The 19,506-nt window shown below is 65.3% G+C and carries 22 protein-coding genes; 9 read left to right on the top strand and 13 right to left on the bottom strand.

Annotated elements, in window-relative coordinates; genetic code table 11:
• Nucleotide 1: 1 nt before the first annotated feature.
• From ABZ789_RS09260 to ABZ789_RS09300, 9 genes are all read right to left on the bottom strand, one after another.
• Nucleotides 2-736 carry an acyl-CoA dehydrogenase family protein gene (locus tag ABZ789_RS09260; RefSeq protein ID WP_358423112.1) on the bottom strand — a complete coding sequence of 245 codons (735 nt, stop codon included), beginning with the start codon at nucleotides 734-736 and terminating at the stop codon, nucleotides 2-4.
• 62 nt (nucleotides 737-798) lie between these two features.
• The gene (locus ABZ789_RS09265; protein ID WP_358422284.1) at nucleotides 799-1,887 is read right to left on the bottom strand and encodes an acyl-CoA dehydrogenase family protein; all 1,089 of its coding nucleotides are present in this window, start codon (nucleotides 1,885-1,887) and stop codon (nucleotides 799-801) included.
• The gene (locus ABZ789_RS09270) at nucleotides 1,884-2,309 is read right to left on the bottom strand and encodes a nuclear transport factor 2 family protein (RefSeq protein WP_358422287.1); all 426 of its coding nucleotides are present in this window, start codon (nucleotides 2,307-2,309) and stop codon (nucleotides 1,884-1,886) included. The genes ABZ789_RS09265 and ABZ789_RS09270 overlap by 4 nt, the downstream gene beginning before the upstream one ends.
• Nucleotides 2,296-3,555 (bottom strand): amidohydrolase family protein, encoded by a 1,260-nt coding sequence (locus ABZ789_RS09275; protein WP_358422290.1) that lies wholly within the window; start codon nucleotides 3,553-3,555, stop codon nucleotides 2,296-2,298. The genes ABZ789_RS09270 and ABZ789_RS09275 overlap by 14 nt, the downstream gene beginning before the upstream one ends.
• A 177-nt stretch (nucleotides 3,556-3,732) precedes the next feature.
• Entirely contained in the window at nucleotides 3,733-3,921 is a 189-nt protein-coding gene (locus tag ABZ789_RS09280; RefSeq protein ID WP_358422293.1) for a ferredoxin, read from the bottom strand.
• Entirely contained in the window at nucleotides 3,918-5,210 is a 1,293-nt protein-coding gene (locus tag ABZ789_RS09285) for a cytochrome P450 (RefSeq protein ID WP_358422296.1), read from the bottom strand. The genes ABZ789_RS09280 and ABZ789_RS09285 overlap by 4 nt, the downstream gene beginning before the upstream one ends.
• A gap of 281 nt (nucleotides 5,211-5,491) precedes the next feature.
• Complete coding sequence (locus ABZ789_RS09290; RefSeq protein WP_358422299.1) at nucleotides 5,492-5,818, bottom strand: hypothetical protein; 327 nt, start codon at nucleotides 5,816-5,818, stop codon at nucleotides 5,492-5,494.
• Complete coding sequence (locus ABZ789_RS09295; protein ID WP_358422302.1) at nucleotides 5,815-7,083, bottom strand: aromatic ring-hydroxylating dioxygenase subunit alpha; 1,269 nt, start codon at nucleotides 7,081-7,083, stop codon at nucleotides 5,815-5,817. Before ABZ789_RS09295 ends, ABZ789_RS09290 begins: the two co-directional genes overlap by 4 nt.
• Before the next feature lie 4 nt (nucleotides 7,084-7,087).
• A complete protein-coding gene (locus tag ABZ789_RS09300) occupies nucleotides 7,088-7,624 on the bottom strand; it encodes a carboxymuconolactone decarboxylase family protein (protein ID WP_358422305.1) in 537 nt (178 codons plus the stop codon).
• Nucleotides 7,625-7,920: 296 nt separating this feature from the next.
• Between ABZ789_RS09300 and ABZ789_RS09305 the strand changes: the two genes are divergently transcribed.
• The 8 genes from ABZ789_RS09305 to ABZ789_RS09340 all read left to right on the top strand — a co-directional run bounded on the left by ABZ789_RS09305 (nucleotide 7,921) and on the right by ABZ789_RS09340 (nucleotide 14,749).
• Nucleotides 7,921-8,232, top strand: coding sequence for a hypothetical protein (locus ABZ789_RS09305; RefSeq protein WP_358422307.1), 312 nt, complete (start codon nucleotides 7,921-7,923; stop codon nucleotides 8,230-8,232).
• Between the two features lie 79 nt (nucleotides 8,233-8,311).
• Nucleotides 8,312-9,478 (top strand): acyl-CoA dehydrogenase family protein, encoded by a 1,167-nt coding sequence (locus ABZ789_RS09310; RefSeq protein ID WP_358423115.1) that lies wholly within the window; start codon nucleotides 8,312-8,314, stop codon nucleotides 9,476-9,478.
• Nucleotides 9,478-10,245 carry an SDR family NAD(P)-dependent oxidoreductase gene (locus tag ABZ789_RS09315; RefSeq protein WP_358422310.1) on the top strand — a complete coding sequence of 256 codons (768 nt, stop codon included), beginning with the start codon at nucleotides 9,478-9,480 and terminating at the stop codon, nucleotides 10,243-10,245. Before ABZ789_RS09310 ends, ABZ789_RS09315 begins: the two co-directional genes overlap by 1 nt.
• On the top strand, nucleotides 10,245-11,540 hold the full coding sequence (locus tag ABZ789_RS09320) for a CaiB/BaiF CoA-transferase family protein (protein WP_358422313.1): 1,296 nt from the start codon (nucleotides 10,245-10,247) through the stop codon (nucleotides 11,538-11,540). Before ABZ789_RS09315 ends, ABZ789_RS09320 begins: the two co-directional genes overlap by 1 nt.
• Entirely contained in the window at nucleotides 11,537-12,370 is an 834-nt protein-coding gene (locus ABZ789_RS09325) for an enoyl-CoA hydratase-related protein (RefSeq protein WP_358422315.1), read from the top strand. Before ABZ789_RS09320 ends, ABZ789_RS09325 begins: the two co-directional genes overlap by 4 nt.
• Nucleotides 12,363-13,517, top strand: a complete 1,155-nt coding sequence (locus ABZ789_RS09330; RefSeq protein ID WP_358422318.1) for a thiolase family protein — start codon at nucleotides 12,363-12,365, stop codon at nucleotides 13,515-13,517. The genes ABZ789_RS09325 and ABZ789_RS09330 overlap by 8 nt, the downstream gene beginning before the upstream one ends.
• 123 nt (nucleotides 13,518-13,640) lie before the next feature.
• Entirely contained in the window at nucleotides 13,641-14,243 is a 603-nt protein-coding gene (locus tag ABZ789_RS09335) for a helix-turn-helix domain-containing protein (RefSeq protein ID WP_358422321.1), read from the top strand.
• A gap of 74 nt (nucleotides 14,244-14,317) precedes the next feature.
• A complete protein-coding gene (locus ABZ789_RS09340) occupies nucleotides 14,318-14,749 on the top strand; it encodes a hypothetical protein (protein WP_358422324.1) in 432 nt (143 codons plus the stop codon).
• 108 nt (nucleotides 14,750-14,857) lie between these two features.
• Here ABZ789_RS09340 and ABZ789_RS09345 read toward each other — a convergent pair whose 3' ends face one another.
• Genes ABZ789_RS09345 through ABZ789_RS09360 form a run of 4 tightly spaced genes read right to left on the bottom strand, consistent with a single transcriptional unit; the run spans nucleotide 14,858 to nucleotide 18,958 of the window.
• Nucleotides 14,858-15,856: an NADPH:quinone oxidoreductase family protein gene (locus ABZ789_RS09345; RefSeq protein ID WP_358422327.1), complete on the bottom strand. Its 999-nt coding sequence runs from the start codon at nucleotides 15,854-15,856 to the stop codon at nucleotides 14,858-14,860.
• On the bottom strand, nucleotides 15,853-16,632 hold the full coding sequence (locus ABZ789_RS09350) for an enoyl-CoA hydratase-related protein (RefSeq protein WP_358422330.1): 780 nt from the start codon (nucleotides 16,630-16,632) through the stop codon (nucleotides 15,853-15,855). The genes ABZ789_RS09345 and ABZ789_RS09350 overlap by 4 nt, the downstream gene beginning before the upstream one ends.
• Nucleotides 16,629-17,660 (bottom strand): phosphotransferase family protein, encoded by a 1,032-nt coding sequence (locus ABZ789_RS09355; RefSeq protein ID WP_358422333.1) that lies wholly within the window; start codon nucleotides 17,658-17,660, stop codon nucleotides 16,629-16,631. The genes ABZ789_RS09350 and ABZ789_RS09355 overlap by 4 nt, the downstream gene beginning before the upstream one ends.
• Nucleotides 17,657-18,958: an acyl-CoA dehydrogenase family protein gene (locus ABZ789_RS09360; RefSeq protein WP_358422336.1), complete on the bottom strand. Its 1,302-nt coding sequence runs from the start codon at nucleotides 18,956-18,958 to the stop codon at nucleotides 17,657-17,659. Before ABZ789_RS09360 ends, ABZ789_RS09355 begins: the two co-directional genes overlap by 4 nt.
• Nucleotides 18,959-19,062: 104 nt before the next feature.
• Between ABZ789_RS09360 and ABZ789_RS09365 the strand changes: the two genes are divergently transcribed.
• Entirely contained in the window at nucleotides 19,063-19,506 is a 444-nt protein-coding gene (locus tag ABZ789_RS09365; RefSeq protein ID WP_358422339.1) for a VOC family protein, read from the top strand.

Genomic DNA, 19,506 nt, shown 5'->3' on the forward strand with positions numbered 1-19,506 from the left:
CTCACAGGTGGACCAGGCGCGGGGCCGAGCCCTCGGCCCGGATGATTGCACCGGCTTCGCGGGTCAATTCACGTGAGCTTCCGAGGAGACCGTCGAGCACCAGGGCACGCCTGATGTGCCGGTGCAGATCGTGCTCGGCGGTGAATCCGATGCCGCCGAGGACCTGCTGGCAGTGACGGGCCGCGATGATCGCTGCGCGACCTGCGGCGGCCTTCCCCAGAAGCGAGCCGAGTTCGTCGGTCGCGGCCTGCAATGCCGACTCCGCCCCCTCGACTGCCACATAGGTCTCCGCGAGCCGGTGCCGCACCGCCTGGAAACCGGCGATAGGTTTCCCGAACTGGGTGCGGTCGAGGGCATGGGTGCGTGCCAGATCGAGCATCGCCCGGCTCGTACCGACCAGCCACCACCCGAGGGCGCGTCGCGCCGCCGCGAGCGGAATCGGATCTCCGGAAGCGACCGGCGCGAGCGGCAGTTCCGCGTCGAGAGCGGTGGTGTCCCGGTCCTCGCGTGCCCATCCGATCCACCGTCCACCGGTGTAGGGGAGCGGGACGACCCCACCGGCCTCACGACCCGCGTCGACGAGCACGACGTCGTTGATCACGGGAGCGTGGGCGCCGGTCTCACCGAGCAGCCGGAACACCATCGGGATGGTGTCGTCGGGCATCTCGGCAAGCATGTCGTGCCAGCCCAGCTCGGTCAGGGCCGCATCGAGCGCGGCGCCGGTCGTGGTCTCCATCGTCCGGCGCAACGCGTCTGCGAGCAGCGCGAGATCCGAATCCGGTGCAGTGCTGTAGGTCGTCACTCCGCCCCCAGGTCGAGAAGCCGGCGCGCGACGATATTGCGCTGGATCTCGGCGGTGCCGCCGTAGATCGTCGCCGCGCGCGAATACAGGAACTCGGTCCGCCATTCGACGTCGGACAATTCGAGCACTCCGGGAAGCAGATCCCGGGCGGTGTCGAACAACTGCTGCTCCGCGGTTGCGAGCAGGATCTTGTCGACCGACGTCTCGGGGCCGAGCGGGGTGCCCGCCGCGAGTCGCTGCTGGGTGGCGTGCGAGCGGCACCGCACGGTGTGCAGGGCGAGATAGGCGGCGCCCAGCTCATCGTCGGATGTCGAATCCGTCTCTTCCACGAGACGATCGAGCCGGGTGAACAGATACGCGATCCGGTGCCAGAAACACGTCGAACGTTCGTGTGGCAACAGGTCCATCGCGAGTTTCCAGCCGTCCCCGGGATTACCCAGCATCCGGTCGGCCGGGACGACGACATCGTCGAAGTACACCTCCGCGAACTCGTCCACCCCGTGCATCGTGCGCAGCGGCCGGACAGAGATTCCCGGCGTGTCCATGTCGACGAAGAAGGCGGTGATGCCCTTGTGTCCCGGAGCGGTGCGGGTGAGCAAAACGCATCGGGAAGCGAACTGCGCCAGCGATGTCCAGACCTTCTGGCCGTTGATCACCCAATGGTCGCCGCGCAGTTCGGCCCGGGTGGACAGCGACGCGAGGTCGCTGCCGGACCCCGGCTCGGAAAAGCCCTGGCACCATTGTTCCTCGCCGCGAAGCAACTTCGGCACCATCTCGGCAGCGAGTTCCGGTCGCGCATAGGAGATCATGGTCGGTGCAAGCACCTCGATCATCGAATAGATGCCCGGTTCGGCGAGATCGCGTGTCGCGACCTCTTCACCGAGTACGGCGCGCAGGACAGCCTCGCCGCCGAGTCCACCGACCTCCTCGGGCCAGCCGTAACGCATCCAGCCGGCGTCGTAGAGTGCTCGGCGCACGCGGGCGAGTTGCTCGACCTGGGCGTCGAACGAGTGGTCCGGTCCGGGAGTCAGATCGTTCTCGTCGAGCCAGCCACGGACGGCCTCCCGGAATTCGGTGACCTTCATGCCGGTTCGAAAGCGTGAGGGATACCGGAGTCGTGGGTTCCGCTGCGGCGGATGAAGGTCATCGCGCGCGTGCGCAGGCGCCACCCGTCGGCTGTGCGGACGTAGGTGTCGTTGTAGTAACCGATACGCATGTCGTGGGTGGAATGCTCGACGAAGCACAGCGGCTGGGTGCCGGTCGCGGCGTCGCCGTCGATGTCGATGAGGGCCGTGCCCGTCATGAACAGGCCCTTCGGCGCCGCGGCGACGAGCTCAGGGAATCGGTCGAGCGGGAACGCGTCGCCGAATGCGCTGTAGGTGCCGTCGGGGGTGAACACGGCGACGACGCCCTCGACGTCGTTCTTCGTCATGTTCACCGCGTAGCGCGCGAGCAGCTGGTTGATCTCGACGAGATCGTCGGTGATCGAACGGTCAGTTGTGGACATAGACCTTTCCGCCTTTCATCACGAACCGCACGTTCTGGGTGACGGTGATGTCTTGGGTGGGGTCGCCGGGGACGGCGATGATATCGGCGAGTAGACCCGGTGCGAGACGGCCACGGTCGTCCACGCCGATGAGTTCTGCGGCATTGATCGTCGCGGCCTGGATCACCGCGAGGGGAGGAAGCCCGCGATCGACGAGTGCGACGATCTCGTCGGCGTTCTTGCCGTGCGGGATGGCCGGCGCATCGGTTCCGACCGCGATCTTCACACCGGCCTTGTACGCCGCGAGTACCGATGTGCGCGCCTTCGGGAACATCTCGGCGGCCTTGGCCTGCAACTCCGGTGGGGCGTGTGAGGTGTCCATCGCGTCGGCGAGGCGGGTGGTGGGCACGAGCCAGGTGCCCCGCTCGACCATCAGATCGATCGCGTCGTCGTCGATGAGGAAGCCGTGCTCGATGCAGTCGATCCCGGCTTCCACCGCGTGCCGCACGGCCTCGGCGCCGTGGGTGTGGGAGGCGACCTTGAGGCCACGACGATGTGCCTCGTCGACGATCGCGCGCAGTTCTTCGTCCGAATAATGTTGTGCACCTGCGGCTCCCGTCATCGACATGACACCGCCGGAGACGCACACCTTGATGAGCTGTGCCCCGTGCTTGATCTGGTAGCGCACGGCCTTGCGGACCTCGTCGACGCCGTTCGCGATGCCTTCCTCGATCGTCAGGTCCAGGACGCCGGGCGAGAAGGCCGCGAACATCGTCGGATCGAGGTGTCCGCCGGTGGGGGTGATGGCGTGACCGGCAGGGACGATGCGCGGACCGTCCACCCAGCCCTTGTCGATGGCCTTACCGAGCGCCACATCGAGAAGATAGCCACCGGTCTTGACGAACAGGCCGAGATTGCGGACGGTCGTGAATCCTGCACGCAACGTGCGGCGGGCGTTTCCGACGGCGCGGAGCATGCGCAGCGGCGGATCGTCCTGCACCGTCGAGTAGACGGGCTTCTCGCCCCGTCCGCCCATGAGCAGGTTGACTTCCATGTCCATCAGTCCGGGCATGAGGATCAGATCCCCGAGATCGATGACGTCGTCGCCGGGCGTCCCGTCGGTGTCACTGCCGGGCGTCCCGGTTGTGTCACTGCCGGGCGTCCCGCCCACGCCGACGATGCGATCGCCGTCGATGTGGAGGATTCCCGGGCGGACGATCTCGCCCGTGTCGACGTCGAGCAATCCGGCTGCCTTGAGGGTCAGCATCGAGCGTCCTTTCATCGGAGAGCGACGCATCCGAGAATGCCACTCTCTATCTTGATTATGAGGTTTTCACACAACCCCGGACGCCGTCAATCGACCGGCTCGTTACGACACGAAAAACGGCGCCGGCCCGGACCTTTCGGACCGGACCGACGCCGATGTTCGACTTCGGTTCGTAAGTCAGTCGAGCTTGATGGCTCGCTCCGGACATCCCGCCGCAGCCTCGCGGACGGAGTCCTCGTGTTCGGCCGGAACCTCGGTCACGAGCGTCACGGCATACCCGCCGTCGCTCAGATCGAACACCTCAGGGCATGCAGCGAGGCAGACGCCGTGTCCGCGACAAGCGTCGTCGTCGACGAATACCTTCACTTCGCCTCACCTTCCGCAGGCGTGTACTCGAGGTGCAGCGCGAGCAGGCCACGCAGGATGAAGGTCGGCAGGTAGCCGAACTTGCGGTCGCCTTCGGGGCCGTGCACTGCCTCGGAGATGCGGATGTCGCTGGTGCGCTCGAGCAGACGCTGGATGCCCACGCGTCCTTCCGTGCGTGCGAGCGGCGCACCCGGGCAGGCGTGCACACCGCGACCGAACGCGATATGGGTGCGGGCGTTCCGGCGGTCGAGGTCGAACTCGTTCGGATCCGAGAACTGGCGCGGATCGCGGTTCGCGGCACCGTTCACCAGCATCATGATCGAGCCGGCGGGCACGTCGACGTCTCCGACGGTGGTGGACGTCTTCGCGAGCCGGAAGTCGCCCTTGATCGGGCTCTCGAAACGCAGTGTCTCCTCGATGAAGTTGGGGATGCGCTCGGGCTCGTCACGCAGAGTCTTCTGGAGTTCGGGCTTCTCGGCGATGATCCTGAGTGCGGAGCTGAGCAACCGGACGGTGGTCTCCTGGCCTGCGGAGAAGACGTTCGCCGCGATGCGCAGCACGTCCTCGACCGGCGGCAGGGTGCCGTCGGGGAAGGTCGCGGTGGCGAGGCCCGTCAGCACATCGTCGGTGGGGTTCGCGCGACGGTCCTCGATGTACGCACCGAACTTCTTGTACAGGAACTCGAGGGGATTGAGCTTGAGCGACTCGCCCTCGGTGCTGCCGAGCGTGAAGCCCTTCTCGACCTGGATGTTCAGGCCTTCGATGAACTCCTGGTGGTCACTCTCCGGAACGCCGAGCAGATCGGCGATGACGAGCATGGCGAAGGGTGCGGCGAAACCGGTGATGTAGTCGCCCTCGCCCCTGGCGAGAAGGTCGTCGAGGAGCCTGTCGGCGATGCGCTCGATGAACGCCTCGTTCTCCTTGAGGCGCTTCGGCGTGATCAGTCGCATCAGCAGACCGCGATGGTCGTTGTGCTGGGGCGGATCCATCGTGGGGAGCTGGTCGTTCATCGGCAGCGACGGGCGGTGCTCCTCGATGAAGTCGCTGATGTCGTCGCTCTCGGGGCAGGCCGGCAGACCCGAGAAGGGGCCGGTCACCGAGATGCACGACGAGTACGTCTTCTCGTCGCTCAGCACCTGGATCGCCTCTTCGTATCCGGTGACCATCATGACGTTCATGTGGGGTTCACGTTTGACCGGGCATCCGTCGCGCATGGCGTCGTAGTAGGCGTACGGGTCCTCTACGAGATCCGGGTCCGTGAAGAAGTTCTTCGAGGCGATGTCGGTCATGATTCCTCCGAGGCAGGGCTGTGGGCTGTTGCAGAGTCCGGCCGCGATGCGCGGCGATCCCGCGCCCGATGCCGTAGCTCGCCCGCACATCCAATCACGCTCCGGAAAGACCGGCGCGACGGGATCTTTGGTGCAATTCGGACTTGTTATCCGTCACATACAACGATCTTGATCGTTGTGTTTGATCTTGATGTGCGAACGGCAAGCGCGCCCGTGCCGAACCTCGAGGTTCGACACGGGCGCGCGAGGTACTCATCGCCGGAACGCTCCGACACGGGTCATCACACCACCGGTTCCTTGGTGATCGTGACCCAAGCGGCGCCGCTGTCCGGCACGCGCGGCTGCTTCCAGACCTCGACCGGGAAGGACACCATCACGAGCGACTGCATCAGGTGCATGAGCGCGCGGGCATCGTCCTCGAGGTCGTCGAGGTCGAACTTGTCGAGGTAGGTGATCGCGTCCTCGAGGCGGCCGAAGGCCGCATCGTAGAACTGCTGCATCTCGGGCATGCTCGAGGCCAGTCGCTTTGCGTAGCGCTCGGGCTCGGTCGCGAGAGCCCAATCGGCATAGGGCTCGAGGTCGGCGAATTCGGTGGGCAGAGTCGTCACTTCTGGTACTCCTTGACGTAATCGGCGACGGTCTTGTGGAGATGGCGCAGGAGGATTTCCTGGTCGTTGAGCGGGAAATCGGTCACTGCGCGGGTGCCGATCATGGTCTGGGTTGCTTCGAGAGTGTTCGCGTCCTGGAGCGCGTACTCCTTGAAGGTGACCGCGGCGAGTTCCTGCGCGAGGCGCTCACGGGCGTTCTTCGGCGGGACGAAGTACAGGCTCGCCTCGAAGATGTGCTTGTCTACGGCGGTGGGCCAGTAGGTGTAGGTCAGGTACCAGCCCGGCTTCCAGACGAGCAGGGTCATGTTGGGGAAGAACTCGAAGCTGTCCTGTCCCCAGCTGTGGAACTTGGTGGGGTTGAGCGCAGGAGGCAGCTGGTCGTCGGCGAGACCTTCGACGTCGGGGGTGTCCCAGGGGCCGAAGAGTCCGGAGCGCAGAACGCGTTCGATGGGCTTGACCATGTTGGGATCCTTGGGCGGAGCCATTCCACCCCAGGAGGAGATCATCGAGTGCGGGGGCTTGAGGTCGTAGTGCAGAGCCTCGTAGCCGTAGCCGGCGAGCTTATCGGCCTCGTCCTTCACGGCCTGCTTCATGTGCAGGATCGGTGCGTGGTAGAACTCGGCGAAGGCGTCGATGAACAGCTTCCAGTTCGATCCGATCTCGGAGCGGTAGCTGTAGACCTCGGTCATCTTGTCGAACGGGTAGCCCTCGAGGCCCTTGGCGAAATCACCCAGGTAGTCGACGAGCGGTTCGGCGTCGTCGTCCAGGTTGATGTAGATGAAGCCTTCCCAGATCTCGCAACGGACCGACTTGAGGCCGAAGTCCTTCTTGTCGAGATCGAAGAACTCGCCCTCCTGCTGGACGAAGGTCAGATCGCCTTCGAGGCTGTAACGCCAGGCGTGGTACTTGCAGGTGAACTGCTTGCAGCTGCCTGCGGTCTCCTCGTTGGGGAAATCGTTCCACACCAACTTGTTTCCGCGATGGCGGCAGACGTTGTGGAACGCGCGGACGACACCGTCGTTGCCCTTGACGATCACCAGCGAGGTGCCGGGGCCGGCCGAGGGGATCTCCTTGGTGAAGTAGCTGCCGACGCGGGGCAGCTGCTCCACACGACCCATGTAGAGCCAGGTGCGCTTGAAGATCGCCTCGCGCTCGGCTTCGAAGAAGGCGGGGTCGATCGAATCGGTGTAGTCGACCGGTGCAGTGCCGAGTTCGGGGTAGTGCTCGGTCCAGCTTCCCTCGGCCGGCTTGGCAAAGTGGGGCAAGGTTCTACCTTTCGTCGTCGGACTCGATACCGAAGGTGTTGTAAGCCATGGCCATGAGGCTGTAGCCACCTACGGTGAAGATGAGGTCCATCAGTTGCTTGGTGGTGAGATGCTCCGAGAGCGCTGTCCAGGTCTCCTCGGACAGGCGCGAGGTCTCGGTCAACTCGCGAACGGAATCGAGCAGGCGCTGTTCGAACGGATCCGCTGCAGTTCCACCGAGTGCCGCAGTGATCTCGTCCGGCGTCAGACCGGCCTCGGTCTGTGCGATCTCGATGTGGTGCTCACGTTCGTACGAGCAGTCGTGCAGTTCGGCGACCCGGAGGATCACCAGTTCGCGTAACCGTGCCGGGAGTGTCGACCGGAACAGAAGATGCACGCTGAAACCGAGAAATGCCTTGGTCAACTCCGGATGGTGAACGAGCGTCGCCATCGCAGCGCCGGCCTGCTCCGGGTTCCGCATATGCCGGGGCATCAGGCCTTTCAGTGCCGCGTCGACGTTCTCGTCCCAGAGTTCCGCCGGCAGCGGGGATAGCAGTGCCACATCAACCTCCTCCCTGTTCGAGAGAATTGCATTCTCATTTCTGAGCGATAGATTTCCATGTTGCCGCCGGATAGTCAACGCCAGGGATGAAATGCGACGTTTGCGCAGGTCGAGAGGGTGAGCTTTCGCGGGGTGGGGGCCGAGGGCCTCGGGTGGGGTCGCTCGCCCGCGGCGTTCACGCGACGAAGCGTCGTCCCACGCGTATGTTGATTCTCTGTAAAAGAGAAGATAGTTTCCATCGCACGAGCCGCCTCGAGTCACGCTCGCTCACCGAATGATCGAAAGAGAGGTACGTCGTGACCACACCCGCACCACTACGTCCTGGAGTGCAGCTCGCTGCCGCCGAAGGGTCCACGAGGGTCGTCGTCGTCCGCGCGCCTTCGGAGGGTGCCCAGGAGCTCACATGCGGTGGAGCTCCGATGATTCCGGCGCCTGCGGGCCGCCCGGAGCCGTCGGCGGGCGACGCCGTCACAGTTCTCGGCAAGCGCTACGTCGATGCGAACGACACGGTCGAGCTTCTTTGCACCTCCTCGGGCCCCGGCGAACTCGGTTACGGCGGCGTTCCTATGACTCTCAAGGCTGCAAAGCCGTTACCCGCTTCCGACTGACCGATACGAAAGGGATCATCATGAACCTCTGCGACCTGCAGCCCCGTCGACAGGGCGTGAGGTGACGACGATGAGCGGCATGAGTTTCGAACTCGGCGAGGACCAAGAACTCATCCGCAAGTCGGTGGCCGAACTGTGCAAGAGGTTCGACGACCAGTACTGGATGGAAAAGGACCTCGCACACGAGTTCCCGTCGGAGTTCTACCAGGCCATGGCAGACGGCGGCTGGCTCGGCATCACCATGCCCGAGGAGTACGGCGGGCACGGGTACGGCATCACCGAGGCCACGCTCCTCCTCGAGGAGGTTGCACGATCGGGCGGCGGCATGAATGCCGCGAGTTCGATCCACCTCAACATCTTCGGTATGCAACCGGTGGTCAAGCACGGCTCCGACGAGCTCAAGGCACGCACCCTGCCGCGGATCGTAAACGGCGACCTGCACGTCTGTTTCGGTGTCACCGAGCCCGGCGCCGGCCTCGATACCTCACGGATCACGACCTTCGCGCGCAGGGAAGGAGATCACTACGTCGTCAACGGACGCAAGGTGTGGATCTCCAAGGCGCAGGAATCCGAGAAGATCCTGCTGCTGACCCGCACGAGTCGCTACGACGAGGTCGAGAAGAAGACCGACGGCATGACGTTGTTCCTCACCGACCTGGATCGCAGCTGTGTCGACATCCGTCCGATCCGGAAGATGGGGCGCAATGCCGTCACGTCGAACGAATTGTTCATCGACGACCTGCGGGTTCCCGTCGAGGATCGGGTGGGCGAGGAGGGACAGGGCTTCAAGTACCTGCTCGACGGCCTCAACCCCGAACGTATGCTCATCGCCGCCGAGGCGCTCGGCATCGGTCGGGTGGCGCTCGAAAAGGCCGTCAAGTACGGAAACGAACGCGAAGTGTTCGGCCGCCCGATCGGCATGAACCAGGGAATCCAGTTCCCCCTTGCAGATTCGCTCGCACACCTCGACGCCGCCGAACTCGTGCTGCGAAAGGCCACCTGGCTCTACGACAACGGGCAGCCGTGTGGCCGGGAAGCGAACACCGCCAAATACCTCTGTGCCGACGCGGGATTCACTGCCGCGGACCGTGCGTTGCAGACGCACGGCGGAATGGGCTACGCGGAGGAGTACAACGTCTCGCGTTACTTCCGTGAAGCACGCGTGATGCGCATTGCACCGATCAGCCAGGAGATGATTCTGAACTTCCTGAGCTCACACACTTTGGGACTGCCGAGGAGCTACTGATGGCCGTGAACAATTCTCTCTTCGATCTCACCGGGCGTTCGGCCGTGGTGACCGGCGCGGCCGGCGGTATCGGCTCGGCCGTCGCCGAGGCTCTGGCCGCGGCCGGTGCAGCCGTGCTCGTCACCGACGTCGACGGTGACGCCGCAGCCGCTGTCGCCGAGCGTATCTCGGCCAATGGCGGCAAGGCGGACAGCGCCGCACTCGACGTCCGTGACAGGGAAGCGGCCGACGCAGCGATGGCCCGTGCTGCCGGCTTGACCGAAGGCGTCCTGCACATTCTCGTCAACAATGCCGGTGTCACCGACCCTGCAATGTTCGCCGACACCACCGTCGAGTCGTTCCAGCGGATCCACGACATCCACGTGCTCGGTGCCTTCACCTGCTCACAGGCGGCGCTGCCCTTCCTCGCGACCGACGGCACGGGACGGATCATCAACGTGACCTCCTCGGCGGGAATCACCGGCACGCTGGGGCAGGTGAACTACTCCGCGGCCAAGGCCGGGATCATCGGCATGACCAAGTCGCTCGCTCGCGAGCTGGCACGCAAGAACATCCTCGTCAACGCTCTGGCTCCGCTCGCTGCGACGCCCATGACCGAGACGATCCGCACCAACGAGAAGTTCGCTGCGAACATGCTGGGTCGTATTCCCCTGCGGCGTTGGGCATCGCCGGAGGAAGTGGCCGGAGCATTCGTCTTCCTGGCCACGGACGCAGCGTCCTTCGTCACCGGGCAGGTCCTGCCGGTCGACGGCGGTATGGTGATGTGATGCCCGAGGCTGGGACGGGTTGGGAAACAACGGGTTCGGGGGAAACGAGCTCGGGTGGTCCGGATGGCCCGCTCGCAGGAGTCACCGTCATCTCCCTGGAGCAGGCCGTCTCGGCCCCGATGTGCACGCGCACGCTCGCCGACTTCGGTGCACGGGTCATCAAGATCGAGAACCCCCGCGGGGGTGATTTCGCGCGCGACTACGACGACGTCGTCCGCGGCATGGCGGCCCATTTCGTGTGGGCGAACCGCGGCAAGGAGTCGGTGACACTCGACCTGAAATCGGAGGACGGGATCGCCGTCCTTCATCGACTCCTCGCACGCTCGGATGTGCTCGTGTCGAACCTCGCGCCGGGTGCCACGGCTCGACTCGGTCTGTCACCCGACCGGCTCGAGGAGAGCTATCCCGAGCTCATCGCAGTCGAGATCGACGGTTACGGGCCCGGCGGGCCGCTCTCCCACAAACGCGCGTACGACCTCCTCGTCCAGGCGGAGGCGGGTGCCTGCGCTGTCACCGGTTATCCCGACATGCCGGCGAAACCGGGACCGCCGGTCGCCGATATCACCACCGGCCTGTATTCGGCGGTGTCGATCCTCGCCTTGCTGTGCGGTAAGGAGCGGCATCGCGGCCGCGGGGGTGCGCTGTCGAAGGTCTCGGTGAGCCTGTTCGACACGATGACCGAACTCATGGGTTATCCGCTCACCTACACGCGCTATTCCGGAGTGAACCAGCAGCCACTGGGCATGTCGTCGCCTGCGGTTTCACCGTACGGGTCGTACCGGACTGCCGACGACCAGGTGGTCGTGCTCGGCACCACCAACGACAGGGAATGGCAGCGGCTCGCGCGGGAGATCATCGAACGCGACGACCTCGCCGACGACGAGCGTTTCCGCACCAACGCCGGTCGCTGTGAGCATCGGGCCGTGCTCGACGAGGCGATTGCGCAGTGGTGCGCCCGGCATCCTCTCGCGTACGTGCAGAAGATCGCCGACGAGGCCGGGATCGGCAATTCGCGTTACAACCTGCCCAGCGACGTGATCGCGCATCCTCAGTTGCAGGTACGCGATCGCTGGCGCCAGGTGGACACACCGAACGGTCCGATCGAGGCTCTGCTGCCCCCGCCGGTCGTGGAGGGCTTCGAACTGCCCATGGGTGCTGTGCCGGGACTCGGCGAGCACACCGATTCCGTCCTCCAGGACTTCGGCGTCACGCGGGACGAGATCGCACGGCTACGTGAGACGGGCGTGATCGGTCCCGCATACCGAACCCCTGCTGTGGAAGGGAAAGGCCGATGAGCGGCGGCAGTCTCCTCGTCGACGACCGTGACGGAATCCGGACCCTCACTCTGAACCGGCCACATCGCAAGAACGCGATCGACGGCGCGCTGTGGGAGTCGCTGCACGCCGCGCTCGTCGAAGCCGGTGACGATCCCGGCCTCCGGGCCCTGGTCGTCACCGGCGCGGCCGGCGCATTCTGCTCCGGCGCGGATATCTCGAAGCCCGGTGCCGCACATCCCATCCGCAAGATGCAGGCATTGACGGACGTGGCCTTGCGGCTTCACGAACTGCCGATTCCCACGGTCGCGAAGGTCGACGGCGTCGCATTCGGCGCCGGATGGAATCTGGCATTGGGATGCGACCTGGTTGTGGCTACGCCACGCTCGACGTTCTCGCAGATCTTCGTCCGACGGGGACTGTCGCCCGATCTGGGCGGCACGTGGTTGCTTCCGAAGCTCGTCGGCCTGCAGCAGGCGAAGCGATTGGCATTGCTGGCGGATGTCATCGATGCCGACGAGGCGCTCCGGCTCGGCTTGGTGACCTGGGTCGAGACGGAGGAGAAGATCGACGATTTCGTCGACGATCTCTGTGCCCGGTTGGTGGCGGGCCCGCCGGTGGCACTTGCGCAGACCAAAGCGCTGTTGAACGAGGCCGGCGAGCGCGGTCTGCGCGATGCGCTGGCGAGCGAGGCGCGGGCCCAGGCCGTCAACTTCGCAACCGTCGACGCCCCCGAAGCCTTCCGGGCCTTCGCGGAGAAGCGCGAAGCGCAGTTCACCGGAAGGTGGGCGCTCGGTCCGGCCGGCAACGAATCGGCACCATCACCTACGAGTGGAGAAGTACATGCGTGAAGCAGTCATCGTCGAGGCAGTCCGTACGCCGGTCGGCAAACGCAACGGCGGACTGGCCGGTGAGCATCCGGCGGATCTCTCGGCGCACGTCCTGCAGGCTCTCGTCGACCGCACGGGAATCGACCCGGCACTCATCGACGATGTCGTGTGGGGTTGCGTCTCGCAGGTGGGCGACCAGTCGAGCAACATCGGCCGGTACTCGGTTCTCGCGGCCGGGTGGCCCGAGTCGATCCCGGGCACGACCGTCAACCGTGCATGCGGGTCGAGCCAGCAGGCACTCGATTTCGCGGCGCAGGCGGTGATGTCGGGGCAGCAGGATGTCGTCGTCGCCGGTGGCGTAGAGGTGATGAGCCGGGTGCCCTTGGGCTCGGCCCGGGCCTCCGGGCAGCCCTACGGCCCCAAGGCGCTCGCGCGATACGACGGATTCTCGTTCAACCAAGGCATCTCCGCAGAGAAGATCGCGCAGAAGTGGGGGTTCTCCCGCACTCGTCTCGACGAGTTCGCGGTGCTCTCGCACGAGCGTGCTGCCGCCGCGCTGGACCGGGGTGCGTTCGACGGGCAGATCGTCCCGGTGCCGACGCAAGCCGGGACGGTGTCCGTCGACGAAGGGGTGCGCCGGGGGTCGACCGTCGAGAAACTTGCCGGATTGAAGCCGGCCTTCGCCGAGGACGGGGTCATCCACGCCGGCAACTCGTCGCAGATCTCCGATGGCGCCGCAGCACTGCTCGTCACGACTCCGGAGAAGGCGCGGGAACTCGGCCTCACGCCACTGGTGCGGTATCGGGCGGGTGCCGTTGCCGGAGCGGATCCGGTACTCATGCTGACCGGGCCGATCCCTGCGACCGAGAAGGTTCTCGCGAAGTCCGGCGTCGCACTGGAAGAGGTCGGCGTCTTCGAGGTGAACGAGGCTTTTGCGTCGGTGCCGTTGGCGTGGCTGGCCGAGACCGGCGCCGACCCCGAGAAGCTGAACCCGCTCGGTGGGGCGATCGCACTCGGTCATCCCCTCGGCGGCTCCGGAGCTGTACTGATGACGCGGATGATCCATCACATGCGCGATCAGGATCTTCGCTTCGGTCTCCAGACCATGTGCGAGGGGGGCGGCACCGCCAATGCGACCGTCGTCGAGTTGATCCGAAACCAGGGCTGAGGAGGACATTCGGGCAGGTGTGACATCCATCGGGAAATAAACATAATGAGACGCTTGTCACAAGAGGAAAAACGACTTAATGTGTGTTCAGTAGGTTGTCCTTCTACAAAGAAGTGAGGGGTCTTGTCTCAACGTGCATACGACACTCTCCTCGCCAGAGGTGAGGACCGTCGGGAGCTGATCGTCAGCGTCGCCCAACGGTTTCTGGCGCGGAACGGGTGGCGCAGCACGAGCCTCTCTCAGATCGCCCGGGAAGCAGGATTGACCCCTGCCGGGCTGTTGCACCACTTCGAGTCGAAGGACCAGTTGTTGCATGCGGTGCTCGATGCCCGCGACAACGACGACGACGCCCGCGCGGATCGGACGGGGGATCTCGTCGATCAGATCAGGAAGATTCCGAAGCGTTTCGAGGAGTCACCCGAACTGGTCGGAATGTACGCGGTACTTCTCATCGAGAATCTCGAACCGGATGCTCCTCTGCACGAGCGCCTACTCGGGCGGTATCAGACGGCACTCGAAACGGTCGAAGCCGGAATCCGGCGTGGACAACTTGCCGGCCGATACCGAACGGATGTGGACCCAGCCGTCAAAGCGGTGGAGATCGTCGCTTTCCTCAATGGAATGGAAACCTCATGGCTGCTCGATCGTTCGCTCCCACTGACCGCAATATTCGAGGACTTCACACAGTCGCTCGAGCAACAGCTCATGCCCGTCGCCACATCCTGAGGCGGAGAGTCGCGATCGTCGCGCCCCGAGTCGCAGACGCCGTCCGTTACACCGGAGGCTGGCTGTACGACCAGGTGGCAGCAGGCTGGGAAGTGGTGGTGGTGGTCCCGCAGAGTTCCGATCTGCGTCCGTTCGAAATTCTCGGCGCCACGAAGGCAGTCGATCTCGAGTCGGCTCTGAGTTCCGGATCCCAGGGTCCGATGCCCGACACCGTAGCCGTCGCAGCGGAGCTCTACATGTCCGACGAGCGGATCCGAGGGGGTGTGCTCGACACGCTCTCGGAGAGCCCGGCCAAGATCGCGCTGTGGGGTGAGGGCATACCCTCCGAACTCGACTCCCGAATCGCGCCGCTGCAGCACCGCCTGAGCCGAGCAGCCCAGGTTTTCAAGTCGCACGCACTCGCCGCTGCGTCGGCGCCGGCAACTGCCGTCGGCCTCACCGAGTCCTTCCGGACCGGGGGTGTCGACGCCGGCCGTGTGCGCGGTGGTCTGCTCTCCATGGTCTGAGGGTTCCGGTTCGTACGGCTGTGGCTCCGACTTCCCACGAAGTCGGAGCCACAGCCGAAGCGCAGCCGGAGGCCCGGAGTTTCGGCCGAAGCGCAGCCGGCCCGGCGCTCAGCGCGACATATCGATGACGACCTTCCCCACCGCTCGTCCATCCGCCACCCGGCGCAATGCCTGCGCGGTGTCCTCGAGCGGATAGTCCGCCCCGATGTGCGGAACCGCCTTGCCGGAGACGAGCAGATCCACCAGCTCGGCCTCGTTCCGCCGGTACTCCTCGGGATCGAGATCCTGGAACTGGAAGCCCATGATCCGGATTCCCTTGACCAGTACGAGGTTCAACGGAATCCGAGGGATCGAACCGGACGCGTATCCGACAGTGACGAAACGTCCGCCGCGGCGAAGTGAACGGAGCGCCGGCTCCGAGAGTTCTCCGCCCACCGGGTCGATCACCACGTCCGCACCCTCGGGCACAGCCTTCTTCAGGGACGAGCGCAGATCCTCCGCCCGGTGGTCGATCATGTGGGCCGCGCCGTAGGACGACGCTACCGCCAGCTTCTCGGTCGACGAGGCGACTGCGGTGACCGAAGCGCCCAGTGCCACGCCGAGTTGCACGGCCGCAAGACCGACTCCGCCACCCGCCCCGAGCACGACGAGTTCCTCACCCGCCTCCAGCCGGGCCACGGACCGGAGCGTGTGATAGGCCGTGCGGTGCGCCACCCCGAAGGATGCAGCGGTTCGATCGTCGATGCCGTGAGGAATCTTCTTCAGGGATTTCACGGGAGCGACGATCTCGTCGGCGAACGCTCCGACCAGTCCGGTGCCGGTGACGCGGTCGCCGACCGAGATCTCACCCGCATCGTCCGCGATCTCGACGACGGTACCCGCGTACTCGCTGCCCGGAACGAAGGGCGGCGGCACGCTGATCTGGTACTTGTTCGCCACGAGGAGGACGTCGGGAAAGTTCACCGCCGCTGCCCCCACTCGCACCCGGACCTGCCCGGGCGCGAGTGGGGATGACGGCCGCGACTCCATCCGGAGGGATTCGGGCTCCCCGTATTCGGTGCAGACGACGGCGCGAACGGTGCTCGTAGGCTCTTCCGGAGCGGTCACTGTCCCTGCCAGACCGGTGCCCGCTTCTCCATGAACGCGGTGGCGCCTTCCTTGGCGTCGTGGCTGGTGAAGACGACCGACTGCCAATGGGAGAGTCGCTCGTCGGCCCGCTCGGGATCGGCCTGGGTCAGCCGGACCAGTTCCTTCACCGCAGACAGCCCGAGCGGGGCGTTCGCCGCGATCCGCCGGGCGTAGTCGAGCGCGGTGTCCATCACCTGATCCGGTGCCACCACGGCATTGATCAGGCCGAGTTCGTAGCCGCGCTGCGCCGGGATCGGATCCCCGGTCAGGGTGAGTTCGAGGGCCGCTCCGATGGGGATGCGGGTGCCGATGGCGGTGCCACCACCGGCGGGAAAGAGTCCGCGCTTCACTTCGGGCAGGCCGAACTTCGCCTCGGAGGACGCCACGATGATGTCGGCGCCGAGGAGAAGTTCGAGACCGCCGCCCACGGCACTGCCGTTGGCGGCGCCGATGACCGGAACGGAGAGTTCGCCCTTGGAGAGCCGTGCGTATCCGGCGGCTTCGTCGGAATCGGTCCCGATGTCCTCGCCTTCTGCGAACGCCCGGAGGTCCATGCCGGCGCAGAATGCCCGGTCGCCCGTGCCGGTGAGCACGATCGCCCGGATCTCCGGATCCGCTTCGGCCCGGAGTGCTGCGGCACCGAGACCGCGGATCACGGCTCCGTTGAGGGCATTTCGTGCTTCCGGTCGGTCGATGCGGAGTACGAGCACCGGTCCGTGCTGTTCCTGTACCAGTCCGTCCACAGCTGTCGTCATGACGCGACTCCCTTGTAATCGGTCGACTCGGCGAGGTCGGCGGCCGACTTCATGAGGTTGGTGATGACCGGTCCGTAGGACTGCAGTTTGGGATCGTCCCCGGCTCGCTGGAAGCCCTGTTCGAGGACGATGGCGAGCTTCCACTTGGCGAGAATCAAGTAGTAGTCGATGTCGTCGACCTGGCGACCGGAGACCTCGGCGTAGTGCGCGAGCATCTGCGAGCGGCCCGGCATCCCGGTCAGGTCGACGTAGCTCACCGCGCTGTCCTCGTTCGCGCTCGTGTCCTCCGGCCAGTTCATGAGCATCCAGCCGAGATCGAGCTTCGGATCGCCGACGGTCCCCATCTCCCAGTCGACGAGTGCCGCGAGCTTCGCGGGGGCGCCGTGCTCGAACATCACGTTGGCGAACTGGTAGTCGCCGTGCATCAGTCCCGGGACGTAGTCGAGCGGGCGGTGGGTCTCGAGCCACGTGGTGGCGACGTCCATACCCTCGATCTCGCGGGCCTTGATCCGTTCGAAGAAACGGGTCCACCGACTCACCTGCCGGTCGTGGAAGCCCTCGGGGCGCCCGAGATCGTGCAGGCCCTGTGCCTTCCAGTCCACCTTCGACAGCAGGGCGATGCCCTCGGCGAGCTGGTAGGCCAGGCCGGCCCGGGCATCGAGGTCGGTGTCGAAGGGTGCGGGCCAGGTGCCGCGATGGTCCATCGGCGACCATCCGTCGACGTGGCCCATGAGGTAGAAGGAACGGCCCAGCACGGACGTGTCCTCACAGGCGGCAACGGCTTTCGTGTGGGGTACATCGGTTCCGGCGAGTCCCTGGATGATGCGCCATTCGCGCATGATCCCGCTGTCGCGGTCGGCCGGCGCACCGGCCGGAGGGATGCGGATGACGCACGTGAAGTCGTCGCGCGTGAGCTTGTAGATCTCGTTCTGTGTGCCGCCGGAGAGGTATTTCGCGTCGAGGGGTGCGCCCTTACCGGGCAGGCCCTGCTCGTCCATCCAATCGGCGAGACGCTCGGTGTCGATCACAGGTTCCCCACTTCGAGTTCGATGTAGTCGGCGTACTTCTTTCGGGCTGCTTCCTGCTTCTTCGGGATCCACTCCGACGGCCACATGTCGTCGACGGGGCTGTAGTCGCGGAGAACCTGCTTGGCGACGGTGGTCTTGTGTACCTCGGTCGGTCCGTCGGCGAGCCCCATCACCGCCGCTCCGTGGATCATCCTGAAGAAGGGCATCTCGTTGGTCACACCGAGTGCGCCGTGCACCTGCATTGCGCGCCAAGCGATGTCGTGTAGCACGGTAGGCATCACGATTTTTGCGGTCGCGATGTCCTTCCGGACCTTCTTGTAGTCGTTGTACTTGTCGATCTTCCACGCGGTGTTGAGCACGAACAGCCTGAACTGTGCAAGTTGTGCGTAGGAGTCGGCGATATAGCCCTGCACGGTCTGCTTGTCTGCGAGGCGACTTCCGGCGGTCTCGCGGCTGAGGACGCGCTCGCACATCATGTCGACGGCCTTCTGTGCAAGACCGATGGTCCGCATCGCGTGGTGGATGCGGCCACCGCCGAGCCGTACCTGGGCGGCTGCGAACGCCTGGCCCTCCTCGCCGAGAAGGGCGGTGGCCGGCACCCGGACGTCGTTGTAGTGGATGAGCGCGTGGGTGCCGTCGTTCATCGGTTCGCCGTAGAGCCCTACATTGCGCACAATCTCCACGCCCGGGGTGTCGGTCGGGACGAGGAACATCGACGTGCCCTTGTGCACGGGCACATCCGGGTCGGTGACGACCATGACGATGAGGAACTCTGCTGTCCGGGCGTTGGACGAGAAGTACTTCCAGCCGTTGATGACCCAGTGGTCGCCGTCCTTGACTGCGCGGCAACGGAACTGGGCGGGATCGGCGCCACCCTGCGGCTCGGTCATCGAGTACGAGGAGAACACCTCGCCGTCGAGCAGCGGCTGCAGGTACTGCTCCTTCTGTTCCGGTGTTCCGTAGTGCGCGATGATCTCGGCGTTGCCGGTGTCCGGTGCCTGGCAACCGAAGACGATCGGCGCCCACGAGGAGCGCCCGAGGATCTCGTTGAGCAGCGCGAGCTTGAGCTGTCCGTATCCCTGGCCGCCGAGTTCGGGGCCGAGATGGGTGGCCCACAGGCCTTCCGCGCGGACCCTGTCCTTGAGGGGATCGATGGCTTTGCGGCGAAGTCCGTCGAGGGGGACGAACTGCTGGTGTTCCCATACGAGATCGAGCGGTTCGACCTCCTCGCGCACGAAGGCGTCGGCCCAGTCCAGCTTCTTCTGGTACTCGGGCTCGGTCTCGAAGTCCCAGGCCATTGCGCCCTCCTTCCATTGATGAGAATATCTATCTCGATACCAAGAATGCCATTCTTACACGACCGAAGAGCAATGGGAACACCTACCGACCGGAGAGCGCAGACATGAAGGCCGAAGACCTCTTCCACCTGGGGATCGTCACCGACGACCCTCGCGCCGCCCGTGACGAGTTCTCGGCGTTGCTCGGATACGAGTGGGGACCGCAGGTGGGCGGCGCCGTCGACGTGACGTTGCCGGACGGGGACCGCTCCGTCGACCTGCAGTGCACCTACTCCGTCACCGTGCCGAGGATCGAGATCGTCGCAGCCGTGCCCGACGCTCCTCTGTGGGCCTCCACATCGGGCATCCACCACCTCGGGTACTGGTCGGACGACGTCGAGGGCGACTGCCGTCTTCTCGAAAAGGAAGGGTTCGTCGTCGAGGCCACGCGCGCGCTGCCCGGCGGCGGTATGTTCTTCGCCTTCGCCCGCAGTCGGCGGGGCGTGCTCGTCGAACTCGTCACCCGCACCGCCGAATCCGGACTGTCGCGGTGCTGGGCCGCATCCTGA

The organism is Rhodococcus sp. NPDC047139, assembly GCF_040643435.1.
Lineage (GTDB): Bacteria > Actinomycetota > Actinomycetes > Mycobacteriales > Mycobacteriaceae > Rhodococcus.